This is a genomic window from Flavobacterium sp. (genome assembly GCF_028712645.1).
In the GTDB taxonomy this organism is placed as follows: domain Bacteria; phylum Bacteroidota; class Bacteroidia; order Flavobacteriales; family Flavobacteriaceae; genus Flavobacterium.
In genome coordinates, this window is sequence record NZ_JAQTPQ010000075.1 from 1 (window position 1) to 14,649 (window position 14,649).

Below are 14,649 nucleotides of genomic sequence, written 5' to 3' on the forward strand. Positions count from 1 at the left end.
TAATTAAAACTCCAAGATTTATAATCGCTACTTTTCTCTAAACTATTTTCAATCTTATCATCTAGTTTTGGAAAGAAGTCTATTCCAGTCATTTTTTCGAGGCTATCTACCGAAACCACAAAAGAATATAATGCTTTATCACTTTTTTCGTTTGGAATTAAGAAAGCAATCATTCGATATTTTCCATTAGATTCATCCAACAAAATTTTATAAAAATAATGTGGAACTGAAACTTTTTCTTTTCCAATTGTTTTCAAAGAACCTTTTAAAACACCACCAGTAACAACATAAATTCCATCATATTTTGTTGCCCAATAACGAACTTTTTGCTCTAATCTATTCCAAACTCCTCCATTAAAATCATGTTTTTGCGGAGAGATATTAGAAGTAAAAAAAGTATCATTGTAAGCGTTAATAGCAAATTCCATATCACCAGCCGGACAAAGATGCCCTTTATCGTAACCCGAATTTTTGTAATTTCGCCAATCAGCAGAACCTGTTTTAACTTTTGGATCGTCAATAAAATAGGGCCTTTTAAAATTATTACTTCTCACATAACTCTTTTTTAATTCGTAGGCAACCCATTCCGCTTGTTCCTGTTTTTCGTTATAAGACAAAGTATAGAATTCGTGTTTTATAATTTGATTTGTAGTTGATGTTGGCAAGAAATCAAAAGATTGTTTTAGATTACTTTGAATCCTTTCTTCATTATTAGATTTCAATATGAAAACGGAAGACGATTCAAAGAGTAAAATTATAACAGTTCCAAAAATGAAAATGCTCCAGAAATTCTTCCTGAATTTCTGGAGCATTTTTGCTATTAATCCCTGTTTTTCTTTATTCACTAATAAAAATTCCTTATGATTTAACTAATTTTTCTTTCTTTATCAAATCAGGAACCCCTTTTTTAACAACTGGTTTAGATTGCAAATCATCCAATACATTTAAAGCTTCTTCCACATAAATATCCTTGGACAAACTTTCGTGCCATCTTTCTCTTTTTTCTTTAAGAGAAGCATCTAATTTCATTGCTTCAGCCTCTGAAGGCAACGAAGAAAACTTCAAATGATCATCATAATCTACTATAGATTTGAACTTTTTACTTGCCTCTTCTAGAATTTTTTGATTCTTTTTAAAATCTTCTAATTTTAAACTATACTCGTTTTCTTTGCTTCTGTCATCAATCCATTTTGCGTTTTCTTCAATTAGTTTAAATTGAGGATTTTGAGCAATTCGTCTTTTGCTATTCCCAATTGCTTTGTCAAAATTTTCGTTGTGATTCCAAACTTTGTATTCAGCTGGATCAATTTTATCCCAAGGCATTGCATTGTCAACATCTCTTTCGCCCATTTTTAAATAACCGTATTTATCTGGCATAACAACATCGCTACTCACTCCTTCGAGTTGTGTTGAACCTCCATTAATTCTATAAAATTTTTGTGTAGTGGTCTTTAAAGCTCCTAAATCACCTTCATTGCTGCTTCTAACAAACTGATTTAAATCAATCACATTTTGAACCGTTCCTTTGCCATAAGTTTGTTTACTGCCAATGATTATTCCTCTTCTATAATCTTGTATTGCTGCCGCCAAAATCTCGGAAGCCGAAGCAGAAAAACTATTAACCATAATTACCAATGGCCCATCCCATTCAATTTTTTTATCTCTATCGAACAATACTTCTTTTTTTCTTCCTGCTGATTTTATTTGAACAATTGGTCCTTGCTCAATAAATAATCCAGCGATATCAACAACTGTAGAAAGTGATCCTCCTCCATCATCACGAACATCAAGAACAATTCCGTTTACACCTTCTTTTTTCAAAGATTCTACTTCAATGGCAATATCTTTTCCTGCATCTCTTCCGTCTTTGTTTTCAAAGTCGATGTAGAATTTTGGCAAATAAATAACTCCGTATTTCAACCCATTTCTTTCAACAACACTAGATTTAGCATAAGTTTCTTCAATTTCTACGATGTCTCTAATTATGGAAATAGTTTTAATAGAACCATCCACTTTTTTAACGGTTAGGCGAACTTCAGATCCTTTTGGTCCCTTAATTTTTTTAACCACATCGTCTAAACGCATTCCAACTATATCAACTGGCTCTCCATTTCCTTGAGCCACTTTCATCACGACATCACCTGCTTCGAGCAATTTTCCTCTCCAAGCTGGTCCTCCAGAAATAAGATCTGTTATTTCAGTAAAGTCATTTTTCTTTTGAAGACGCGCTCCAATTCCTTCAAATTTTCCACTTATGCTTACATCAAATCGCTCTTTTTCTTCTGGTGGAAAATAATTAGTATGAGGATCGAAACGAGAAGTAATTGAATTTAAATAAACTGAAAACCAGTCATCTCTTGATAAATCATTCATAAAACCAAAATACTCATCTAATGATTTCAACGAACTTTCACGAGTTATTTTTTCTAACTCTTCAAAAGTTTTTGGTTTTTCTCCAGCAGATTTATTTGTTTTAACTTTCTCTGAATCAATTGAACTATTAGCAAATTCGCCAGGTTTTATATCGTCTGAAGTGTGATTTTTTATATTACCAACAACTTTATTTTCTTTATTTTCCTGTATTTCCAAGCGATCAGTCAATGACGAAAGTGTAGACAACTTAATTTGCTTACGCCATCTTTCTCTTAATTCCTGAATATTTTTGGCATAAGGTGCTTTATCATAATCTGTATTAAAAGTCTCGTTTACGCTATAATCAAAAGGATTACTCAAAATTTCTTTGTAGAATTTTTTGCCTTCTGCCATCCTTTGAACCAAACGGTTATATGTAAGATCAAAGAAAGTCAAGTCTTTGTTCAATATTTCATCATCAAGTTCAGTTTCATACTTTGAAAATTCATCGATATCTGATTGCAAGAAAAATCTTTTGGATGGATCCAAAGCTTGAATATAATCTTTATAAACACCTTTGGAAAAAGCATCGTCAATAGTGGCCGGATTATAATGTCCTTTTTCGATAACAAAAGTAAGTAGCTCCAAAATCAATTTGTCTTTTTCGGGATCGCCGCTTTTAGATGAATTAATTTTGAATGCAAATAAGGATACCGAAAGAACTAGAACGGCAATAAGGATTTTATAATTTCTTTTCATAAAGCTTATAATAGTATTCATATATATTTAAAATCTAAATTACTGTAAAAACCATACCAACAAACATAAGGCTCACATAAATTTTTGTTAAAGGTATAAAATTGTTTTTTTTGTTTGTAGATTAATCTTCGAACTAGTTTAATTTTGTTTTCTTTGTTCAAGAAAAGGCTTCAGAATTAGTATCGATTCTTTATATTTTAATCATTGTTGTTCGATAAAATTTTATGAATAATCAACAGGTCGCTCCTTCGGAGCTTTATTCAACAAAAATTACTGTTTTCTACAAACAGTTCACTCCTAACGGAGCTATTTCAGTCCCATCGGGACATACTGTTTGTAGAAAAAATGAGTCATCCAAAACAAGCTCCAGAGGAGCGAACTGTCAGTATGTGTCACAAACATTGAGTTCGGAATTTTATTTATGTTTTTTATCGGACAACAATGATATTTTAACCTATTTAATTTGAAAAGTATCCAATGAAAAAAAACAAACCTTTAATCTTGGTCACCAATGACGATGGAATTTCGGCTCCAGGAATCAGAGCATTGATTGATGTTATGGCAGAAATAGGTACGGTTGTGGCTGTTGCTCCTGATAGTGCCCAAAGTGCAACAGGTCATTCCATCACCATAAACGACACCTTATATATCAATAAAATTTCTAAAGAAAATGACCCTATTTTAGAATATAGTTGCTCAGGAACTCCTGTTGATTCTGTTAAACTGGCAGTCAACGAAATCCTAAAAAGAAAACCTGATTTATGCGTGTCAGGTATTAACCACGGTTCCAATTCTTCGATAAACGTGATTTATTCTGGAACGATGAGTGCTGCTGTCGAAGCTGGAATTGAAGGTATTCCCGCTATTGGATTTTCCTTGTTAGATTATGATTGGAATGCCGATTTTGAACAAATTAAATCATTTATACGAACAATCACCCTGGAAGTATTAGAAAAAGGTCTTCCTGAAAACATAGTTCTGAACGTAAATTTTCCAAAATTAAAAGAGTCAGCAATTCAAGGAATTAAAATTTGCCGTCAAGCGAAAGCTATTTGGATAGAAAAATTTGACAAACGAAAAACACCTCAAGGGAGAGACTACTATTGGCTAACAGGAGAATTTGTAAACCAAGACAAAGGCGAAGATACCGATGAATGGGCACTTGCCAATGGTTTCATTTCTATAGTTCCAGTACAATTTGATTTGACCGCATATCACGCTATTCAACAACTTAACACTTGGAAATGGAATGAATAAAAAAGATTTATTGATTGGATTTATAATTGGAATTTTAGCCAGCATTCTTGGGAGTTTTATTTTTATCTCTTTTTTTACTGATTTTGATTTTATGACAGGAATTGAATCTATGAAATCTGAGGGAAAACTGGGTAAATTAATAACATTAGGCTCTATTCTTGATCTAGTTGCTTTTGGCATTTTACTGAAATTGAACAAAGAAATTATGGCTCGAGGCGTGGTTTTGTCCGTAATTATTATTGCGATTATTACTTTATTTGCATAAATTTATTTTAAAATAATATTTGGTAATTAGACCCTCTTAAAAAATTTACCGCAAAGTTCACAAAGTTGTGCTTTTGATAGTTTTTTAAGGATGCAAAGTTGAAAATCTTCGCTTTTCAAGGATATAGCTAAATTTTTTGAATTTTTTATTAATATTATAGCTCTAAAACCGAAGGTTTTTTCTTTGCGAACTTAAATTCAAAAATTATATATAATTCTTTGTGGTCTTTGCTGTAAAACTTTTAGAAACAAATATTACTTAGTAGTTAGAATGTTTACAGCATTTACCTTAGAACATAATAAAAAAAAAAGCAAAAATGAAATACTACATTATAGCGGGAGAAGCTTCAGGTGATTTGCACGGGTCTAATTTAATGAAGGCTTTGTACAAAGAAGATACTGATGCTAATATTCGGTTTTGGGGAGGCGATTTGATGCAAGAAGTTGGCGGAACTTTGGTAAAACATTACAAAGAACTAGCCTTTATGGGTTTTGTAGAAGTGCTTTTTCACCTAAAAACTATTTTAGGCAACATCAAAATATGCAAAAAAGACATCACTGATTTTCAACCCGACGTTATAATTTTTATCGACTATCCCGGTTTCAATTTACGAATTGCAAAATGGGCTAAAGAAAATAATTTCAAAACCCACTATTATATTTCTCCACAAATTTGGGCTTGGAAAGAAAGCCGAATTTCAGACATAAAATGCGATGTCGATAAAATGTATGTGATTCTTCCATTCGAGAAAGATTTCTATGAAACGAAGCACCATTTTCCAGTTGAATTTGTTGGTCATCCTTTAATTGACGCCATTCATAACCAACCAGCCATTGATGAAAAAGTTTTTAGAACCCAAAATCAATTAAACGAAAAGCCAATAATTGCAATTTTGCCCGGCAGCCGTAAACAGGAAATTACCAAAATGCTTTCGGTAATGTTGAGCGTTGTGAATTATTTTCCAGATTATCAATTCGTGATTGCTGGAGCACCAAGTCAGGAATTTTCGTTTTATGAAAATTTTATTACCAATGAAAATATCAAATTTGTATCGAATAAAACGTATGACTTGTTGAAAATTGCTAGTGCAGCATTGGTAACTTCGGGAACAGCAACGCTTGAAACGGCACTTTTTAAAGTTCCGGAAATCGTTTGTTATAAAGGCAGTTGGGTTTCGTACCAAATTGCAAAACGTATTATTACACTAAAATACATTTCGTTAGTCAACTTGATAATGGATGAAGAAGTGGTTACCGAATTAATTCAAGACGATTGCACAACAAAACGCATCGAAGAAGAGTTGAAGAAGATTTTAGATTCCAATTATCGTGCAACTCTTTTGCATAAATATGATGATTTGGAAGAAAAACTAGGAGGCATTGGCGCCAGCGAAAAAACGGCAAAATTGATTGTCGGGGATTTGAAATGATTCTTAATTAACGATTTTCTTGGTAACGGTTTGCCTATTTTGTAAAATCACTTTTACCAATAAAGTTTGCTGGCTTGAAACCAAATTAAGTATTGTTACTTCATTGCTATTGACCTTCTCTTTTTTATAGATTTGTCGTCCCAAAAGATCATAAACCGCAACTTTGTCAATTGATTCAACTGCTGAATATACTTTTATTTGTTTGTTTTTATTAGAAATTAAAACTTGATTTTCCAAAGTTTCAAAATCAGCAGTTCCCAAGGTTTTATTGTTGTAACGCAAAATGAAACGGTCGTTGAAGGTACCACTTTCAGTTGCAAAAGTATAAGGAGCAGTTTTCAAGTCATAGATTACATTCAACAGCTTGTCTTCTAAATAAACTGGAGTGTTTGAATTATTAAAAACACCTTCTTTTGAATCTATATTAATATTAAACGTTCCTGCCACGGCACTGAAATAACCCAAACGCACCTGGTCATTTTCATCAAAAGCAGATCTTCCTTGTATCTTATAGGTTTCATTTTCTATAAATGAATAGAAATTTACATAATTCCCCCCATCACTTACTAAGCCATCATAACCTTTGTCATATCCCAAGGTTGCATTTTCAAAATAGCCAACTAATTGTTGACTAAACATTCCCACGGAATTTTCCATATTTAACCAAAGTCTGTCTTTAGAAACTATTTTAGATTTCCCTTGACGTATTTTATAAAACTGCGAATTAGCAGTATCTGGCAAACCTACTCTCATAGCATTGTTAAAAGTAATTGGCGTATTATCTACTTCAGCTTCTACAAAAAACCCTTGACAAGAAGCGATATATCCAAGAGGGACTGAGCTATTAGACACACTCGCAGTTCCAGTTGTTGCGGAAGTTGCCGTGCCACCAGATAAATTATACATTGCATAATCATCTTGCGAATAGTTAGACGCGTCTGGCCCCAAGTTTAGACCTCCGCCCAAATCATCCTTATGTGTCCAAAAATATAAGGTTCCTGAAATTTTTGGCAAATTAGTATTAATAAACAAATCAGCATCTACTGCCGACGGATATGGATTTCCTATCAAATTAAAATCGTCTTCTGAATCAGCATTTGGAGTCAAAAAGATTGAAGGAGTAATAACACCATTATTTACTTTGCCTGAAAAAACTACTTCATCAACTGTAGGATACATTGATTTATCCGTTGCTCCCATAATGATATATCCTTTACCTGGAGTCATAGTGCTTGCATTAACCCAATCATCACCATTATCGTCAAAACCATCAACTGGTGCAACATCATTAAAATTAGCTGGAAGAAATTCATACGCATTATCTGTTCTCCAAGTTGGAAACGTAGTCACTATGTTTGTAGAAACAATTGGAGTTGACCAATAGGTATAATCAAATTTTTCGAATAGTGTTGTAAATCTGTGAATGTCAGTTATACCATTGTTAGTAACTATTCCAGCATCATCTATCATTACCAATGAACCTTTGTCAAGAACTTTTAAAGTCCCATTTACAGTTAAATCGTTTTGAATATTAACATAATTGTCGGCTGTAACTTCTAGTGTTTTTCCAGTATTAACAATTACACTACAAGCGTTCAAATTACCATTTGTTGAAGTATTATAATTTCCATCAATCACAACAATTGTCGAAAGTGACGGAGATGGAGAATTTGGTGACCAAGAAGATCCATTCCAAGTCAAAGTTTGAGCCTCAACAATTTCAATAGCATTAGAAGCTGTATAACAACTTATGCCATTTTCCCTGATTTGACAATAATACTGGTAACCATCTAATCCTGCAAGGTTAGCAATATTTAAAGTTGCCGTTGTTGCTCCAGAATAAATTCCTGCATTTGTTAATGCTGTCCAAGTTGTTACATTTGGTGCAACTCCATACCATTGATATGCTAGTGGGTTTCCTCCAGAATAACCTTCAGTTCCTGATACAGTCAAACTCGTTGCTTTGCAAGACGGAGAATATACAGGTTGTTGTGTAATTGTGGGGGGAGTTCCCGAAATAAAATTGTAAACGCCAATATCTGAATAATCGTTAGTTGAGCAAGAACCTGAACCACTTCCTGCCCAATTAGTTATAGTCCAATCTGAATTGCTATAATTCACAGATGGAAGTATCGCGGTATTTAATCGTCTAAAAACAGCTCCCCTATCTCCTAATCCTAGAGAACTAGCCCAAGAATTACTTAAATAAGTTCCAAATGAATCTATTGTAGTGTTGGATGAAATATTATATAAAGCAATATAATCATTACCATTAGTATCAAAATTTACTCCTCCATTTGTAGATGCTTGATTCGCTAATTCACCATTTCCTCCTGTAATTAATGTGCAAGTATCTGTTGTACTGGGAGATAGTGATATTCCTAAAGCTACAACATAAATACTTCCAGATGCTAGATTCACATTATTCAAATTAATAACTGAAGATGTTGTTGAATTTCCATTAGAGAATGTCTGCAATGCATAATTTGAAAGATTTATAGTATTGCCTGTCCCATTATATATTTCAATATAAGTTAATCCACCAGCGGTAGCATCAGTAACTTCGCTAATAAATAAATCAGAAGAACCATTTCCTCCTTGGCAAGATGTATTCAAATTATTAATTACAGTAAAAGTATTTGTAGCTTGACAACCCGTTGCATTTGTTGTAACTAAATTTCCAGATATTGCTCCGGTTGGAACAATTACTTTTATTTGAGTAGAAGATACATAAGTAATAGAAGTTGCTGCAATTCCGTTAAAAGTCACTGTAGCGCCAGTCAGATTATTTGCCGTTGCATTGATTGTAACTTCTGTTCCTGCTGGCCCAGAAATTGGAGTTATAGTGTTTGTTGTTGTGGGGCAATTTCCTGTGCCTTGTATCAAAAAGGTATACGGATTTTCGTCGCTGTCATTGTTGGTGATAGAAACTATGGCTGTTCTTATTCCTCCTAATGTTGGTGAAAAAGTGATTACAAATGTTGTACTCGCTCCTCCAACAATCGCTGATGAAGAAGGAAATGTAGTCACAGTAAAATCCCCAGGATTTGCTCCACCAATACTTACAATTGGAGTTCCAGATAAATTCAAAGTTGCTACTCCTAAATTCTGGATTTCGAAATCTTTTGTTGATGATGAACCTATGTTTGTTAGTGAAAATAAAGTGTTATTCAACCCACTTGCTGTTGCACTTCCACTGACAATATTACTATTTGTTAATCCTTTTATATTTATTTCCTGATTTCTATATCCTGCTGTAAAATGATTTGGACTTGAAAGGGCTCCCGAAGCAGAAGTCAAGCCTGTAAGAGAAATGACGTTTGTCCCTCCAACTAAATTTGCTCCATTTGTCCACGAGGAATTAGACGTGCTATATCTTCCCGATTTACAATTAGTTTCTGTTCCAGAAATATCCGTAGGAAGATAGGTTCCAGCAAAATCATAAGTTGCATTCGTTATTCCAGAAGAAGTTAAATTCCAATACCTTGTAATAAAATCTGTTGGAGCATCATTATTTGGTTCTTTACTATCTTCTACCGATAAAGCTAACCAACCCGAAATTGTTGCAGCAGTAAAGGTTATTGTCGCAGGTGAATATTGCGAACCATTTGCCGATGCAGTTCTGTCACCAATTGGAAAATGATAACTTCCAATAGCAATAACATTTTTTCTTAAATTTCCTGCTGCTGTTTCATCTGAAATTACATAGCTATTAACTGAATCTCCAAAAGTATTGCTACAGGCTGATGTTAGAGTCATCGTATTAGCCCCTAAATCAATCAACCCATTCGTCAAGTTTAAAGCTGTATTTATCGTAACTGCTGAGCCTATTACACAACCTATAGTTGCGGCTTGACGATCCATTGTCAAAATTCCTAAATTTTGAAAACTTGGCGTAAAATTTAAAGTCCCAATACTTCCCGTACCCAATAAAGTAAGATTTGAAGTTGTGCTTCCTTTAAAAGTTCCTGCGCCATTAATTACATTGGCAATTCCTGAAGTTCCAATAGTTAAAGTATTAGAATTAATGTCAAAAACATCAGTTGCATTAGTAAAACTAACGGCATTTCCTGTAAGTGGAGCTGAAATTATTAAATTAGTTCCAGTTGCTAATTGTACTGTTGTTCCTCCTGAAAGAACCACATAAGGAATTGTAATCCCAGACAAAGAAGTTATGGTTTGTGTCCCTACTTTCGTAAAGAAAACAGCTCTGTTATTTCCGTTAAAAATTCCTGTATTGGTAAAATTACCTCCTAATTTCAAATCATCACCGCTTGTATTTCCTAAAGTTAAATTCCCATTGTTAGTTACATTTCCGGCAACAGTCAAAGCGCCGCCCGAAGCACCACCACCATAATCCATAAAAAAACTAGAGCCTGAATCAATGGTTAAATTTCCTGCTATTGCTTTCGCCAAAGGAGTTCCATTATTATAATTCAAAGTCGTACTGTTACTCAATTGAATGTTGTTGGGATAACCTGGTGTCGTTCCTATTGTCCCCGTTGATTCTGTCCATTCATAACCTCTACCATAAGTTCCTCCCGTATTATAAATTAAAGTCGAACTTGTCCCATAAATTGGCGATTGATTAAAAAAACCACCAGCATTTATTTGTGTAGTACCGTTTAATGCTAATGTTGAAGTATTTAAAGTTACTCCAGTAGAAGTTTGAAAAGTTCCTGCAACGGTTCTATTGGCAGAATTTAAAGTAACTCCTCCTTGAAGTACGTTTACATTGAATGGACCATTAGTAGTTGGCCAAAAAACATCACCATTACTAACTCCATAAGAAGATGTATTGTTGAAATATAAACCTCCTGTAGCACCATAAGTGAAATTTGTTCCAGTTGCCCAGCCACCTGCATTTAATTGAAAAATACCATTTACGGTTGTAGTTCCAGTTCTTGTCAAAGCAGTTGAGGTATAAACTGTGTGTGTTGCTGAAATAGTAACATTATCGGTAGCTGTTGGTACTATGCCTGTTGACCAAACCGTTGAATCATTCCAGTCTCCAGATTTTGTAGAAGTTGGACCAATTGATGTCACACTCCCGTTTAATGTGAAATCATCTAATCTAAATGTTCCTGTTCCTGAAGCTCCAGATAATGAAATTACAACAGTTATAGTGCCTGTCAAATTACTTATAGCATTTGAAACCGTTGTTACTCCAAGAGCGGATCCAGTTGTAGGAATCGTTCCTCCACCCACAGAAACTCCATTAATTGTCATAGACCAATTCTGTGATCCTGTATTACTCCTTTGTCTCCAAAAATCAAATGAGTCCACTGTTAATTGATAACCACTGTCCACATTAAAAGTCAAAGTAATTATAGGTGTTCCGCTGGAATTATTTAATGCAATTGCCTGACCAGAACTTCCTCCAAAACTTGTCCATACGAGAGTACTATTAGACCAAGAAGAATTAGATAAATTAGCATTTAAAGTACTAGCAGCAACAATATATGGATGAGTTGTTATTGCTGTTGAACCAAAATCGTGTTGATATATTTGCCCCCAACTCCCACAAACCACAAACAAAGCAATCGTAATAAAAAGTAATTTTAATTTCATAAAGGCAATCTATATTTTTAATACTGGAGGTCATTTTATCCATAAAAAAAATAAATTAAAAGAATAATGGTAGGGTTTGGGACTATAAATATACATCGAATGCATTTATTTTCAAAATTTATATATTAAGAAATTATTAACAACTCATAATGATAACTCACTGATTTCAAGGTATTTTACATTATCTAGATGAAATGCAATTATGCTCGATGAAACAACGTGAAATCTCGAAAAACCATAATTTTGTAATCCTAATAAGTCAAAATGCAAAACTAGATTTTTATGATATTTTTTCTAAAAGAGCGATTTTTCTTAACGTTGTGTTTTGGACACAACTAAAATATAAAAAATAAAGTTATTTCGTACTAAAAAGTTTGTACTTTTAACTTTATGAAAGTGCTACAATTTCCTTTAGCGAGAATAACAATTGGGTTTGTGTTAGGCATACTCATTGCCTATTATTTTCAACCCAATCCTAATGCTGTTTTTACTTTTCTTTTCATCTTCTTTTTCATTTTTGTTGTCACTTATTTTTTATCAAAAAGAAATACAGTAAATCCAATTTATTTTGGCCTGACTACTTATTTTCTCGTTCTTAGCATTGGCTCTGCCACACAAATCATCCATACAGATTCTTTTCAGGAAAGCAATTTCATACACAACAAAACAATCTTTGAGAAACCTCATTTAATGTCGGTAACAATCAGAGAAAAACTTAAAAATTCTGGTTTCAATGATCGCTATATCGTACTTGTAAACCAAATAGACGATTCTATTTATACGGGCAAAATTCTCCTAAATGTTCGAAAAGACAGCTTGAATGCACCTTTCGAAGTTGGCACTCATTTGTGTGTCAACGGAACAATATACAAAAATGCTCCTGCAAAAAACCCAAACCAATTTGATTACGGAAAATACCTCGAAGGAAAACAAATTTATGCCCAAATCTACGCCGATGCTTCCGAAATTAAAAAAGGCTCGATTATCGACAAAAATATTTGGTATTATTCCTCAAAATTAAGAACTAAAATCATTCACAATCTGGAGAAAAACAACTTCAATAAAAACGAACTCGATGTTGTAGCAGCCTTGATTTTAGGGCAACGACAGGATATTTCACCAGATATTATCCGGGATTATCAATACGCGGGAGCCATTCATATTTTGGCAGTTTCGGGATTGCATATTGGATTAATTTTGGGGTTTGTCAACTTTCTTTTAAAGCCTTTCCCAAACACAAAAAGAGCCTCATTTATCAAGTTAATTATCATTCTGGCTTCCTTATCCTTATACGGAATTTTAACAGGTTTATCCCCGTCAGTGGTTCGATCTGTTGTTATGTTTTCATTTGTTGCCATAGGAATGTATTTAAGAAGAAGCACTTATATTTTCCATACATTATTAGTTTCTGCCTTATTAATTTTACTTTATAAACCTTCTTTTTTGTTTGATGTTGGGTTTCAATTGAGTTATGTCGCCTTGTCCTTCATCCTTTGGTTACAACCTTTATTGTACCAACTTTGGTTGCCAAAAAATAAAATTGAAAAATTATTTTGGGAAATTCTCACGGTTTCAATTGCAGCACAAATTGGTGTTTTTCCGTTGAGTATTTACTATTTTCACCAATTTCCGGGATTGTTTTTTGTGACCAATTTGATTATCATTCCGTTTTTGAGCCTCATTATGGCATTGGGAGTTTTGGTAATGGTTTTAGCAGCATTCGATTATGTCCCTTTTTATTTGGCTAAACCATTAGAATGGAGCATTTATTTTTTAAATAAAATCATCAATTCTATTGCTTCATTCGAACAATTTATCATTCTTGATATTCCGTTCAATTGGTACTTTTTGGTTAGTTTGTATTTGTTGATTTTGGCAACAATTATTTGGTTTCAAAAGCCGAGTTTCAATAGATTGACTTTGACATTAATTGCGGTAATTATTTTCCAAATTACCTATTTCGAAACACATAGAACTATCGAAAACCAAAAGGAATTGGTGATTTTCAATTCGAAAAAAAATGCTTTAATTACTGAACGAATCGGGAAAAATGTGACCTTGTATGCAAGCGACAGCCTTTTGAAAACAACTACTCAAAACAAAATGCTAAAAGCTTATTTAATGGGAAATTTTAGCCAGCTAAAAAGCAAACATAAATTGCACAATCTGCTGTTTTTCAATGAAAAGAAGATTCTTATTTTGGATAGTTTGGGTGTTTATCCAAAGAATATTCATCCCGACGTTTTGATACTTACCCAATCTCCAAAAATAAACCTTAATCGATTATTAGAAACCACGAAACCAAAAATTGTTGTCGCCGATGCTTCAAATTATCGAACTTATATTGAGTTGTGGAAAGCGACTTGCAGAAAAGAGAAAATCCCTTTTCACGCAACTGGCGAAAAGGGATTTTATAGGTTGGATTAATTTATTTATTTTTCAGAATTCCATCTGCAACTCCGAGCCAAGCCGAAGGTCCGCCAGCAACATAACCCGTACTCCCAATTCCTGTAAAACTAGGTCTTCCTTCTTTCATTTTTGCTGTAGCAAACCAAACCGTAGGATATCCCTGAATTCCAAATGCTTGTTGTAATCCAGCATTTTGATTTCTCAATTCGTCACTTTGTGGTGTTCTTCTTGGAAAATCAAGTTCTACAAGAACTACATTTTTCTTTGCCCAAACAGCAAATTCAGGCGTTTTCAGCACTTCTTTTTGCAAACGGATACACCATCCACACCAATCACTTCCCGTGAAAAACAACAACATTGGCTTTTGTGTTTTATTTGATATTTCCATTGCTTTCTTAATATCTGTTTGCCAAACCAACTCTTGTGATTGAACTGCCAATGAGCCCAAAACGAATGCTATTATTAAATATGTTTTTTTCATTTTTTCATTTTTTTTACACAATTATCTTTCAAAAATAATGCCTAAAATTAATAATTTATTTCACTTCTTGCATTAATTTTTTCACCCAAGGGGAAATTACTATTAATAATAATCCCGCAATTAACG

General features: G+C 33.5%; 9 protein-coding genes. 5 read left to right on the forward strand and 4 right to left on the reverse strand.

The window, feature by feature from the left end:
- Both PHC28_RS07535 and PHC28_RS07540 read right to left on the reverse strand, forming a co-directional pair.
- Positions 1 to 725 (reverse strand): DNA/RNA non-specific endonuclease (locus PHC28_RS07535; protein ID WP_300098054.1); only part of this gene is annotated, 725 nt, incomplete at its 3' end.
- Positions 726 to 858: 133 nt separating this feature from the next.
- The gene (locus PHC28_RS07540; RefSeq protein WP_300098017.1) at positions 859 to 3,132 is read right to left on the reverse strand and encodes a carboxy terminal-processing peptidase; all 2,274 of its coding nucleotides are present in this window, start codon (positions 3,130 to 3,132) and stop codon (positions 859 to 861) included.
- Positions 3,133 to 3,335: 203 nt separating this feature from the next.
- Between PHC28_RS07540 and PHC28_RS07545 the strand changes: the two genes are divergently transcribed.
- From PHC28_RS07545 to lpxB, 4 genes are all read left to right on the forward strand, one after another.
- The gene (locus tag PHC28_RS07545; protein WP_300098022.1) at positions 3,336 to 3,578 is read left to right on the forward strand and encodes a hypothetical protein; all 243 of its coding nucleotides are present in this window, start codon (positions 3,336 to 3,338) and stop codon (positions 3,576 to 3,578) included.
- Between the two features lie 10 nt (positions 3,579 to 3,588).
- Positions 3,589 to 4,368 carry a 5'/3'-nucleotidase SurE gene (gene surE, locus PHC28_RS07550; protein ID WP_300098027.1) on the forward strand — a complete coding sequence of 260 codons (780 nt, stop codon included), beginning with the start codon at positions 3,589 to 3,591 and terminating at the stop codon, positions 4,366 to 4,368.
- Entirely contained in the window at positions 4,361 to 4,633 is a 273-nt protein-coding gene (locus PHC28_RS07555) for a hypothetical protein (protein WP_300098032.1), read from the forward strand. Before surE ends, PHC28_RS07555 begins: the two co-directional genes overlap by 8 nt.
- Before the next feature lie 316 nt (positions 4,634 to 4,949).
- Positions 4,950 to 6,062, forward strand: coding sequence for a lipid-A-disaccharide synthase (gene lpxB, locus PHC28_RS07560; protein WP_300098037.1), 1,113 nt, complete (start codon positions 4,950 to 4,952; stop codon positions 6,060 to 6,062).
- Positions 6,063 to 6,065: 3 nt separating this feature from the next.
- Here lpxB and PHC28_RS07565 read toward each other — a convergent pair whose 3' ends face one another.
- Positions 6,066 to 11,633, reverse strand: a complete 5,568-nt coding sequence (locus PHC28_RS07565) for a T9SS sorting signal type C domain-containing protein (protein ID WP_300098041.1) — start codon at positions 11,631 to 11,633, stop codon at positions 6,066 to 6,068.
- A gap of 390 nt (positions 11,634 to 12,023) precedes the next feature.
- Between PHC28_RS07565 and PHC28_RS07570 the strand changes: the two genes are divergently transcribed.
- Positions 12,024 to 14,060, forward strand: coding sequence for a ComEC/Rec2 family competence protein (locus PHC28_RS07570; protein ID WP_300098045.1), 2,037 nt, complete (start codon positions 12,024 to 12,026; stop codon positions 14,058 to 14,060).
- Position 14,061: 1 nt separating this feature from the next.
- Here the strand turns inward: PHC28_RS07570 and PHC28_RS07575 are convergent, their stop codons facing one another.
- On the reverse strand, positions 14,062 to 14,523 hold the full coding sequence (locus PHC28_RS07575; protein ID WP_300098050.1) for a thioredoxin family protein: 462 nt from the start codon (positions 14,521 to 14,523) through the stop codon (positions 14,062 to 14,064).
- Positions 14,524 to 14,649: the final 126 nt, after the last annotated feature.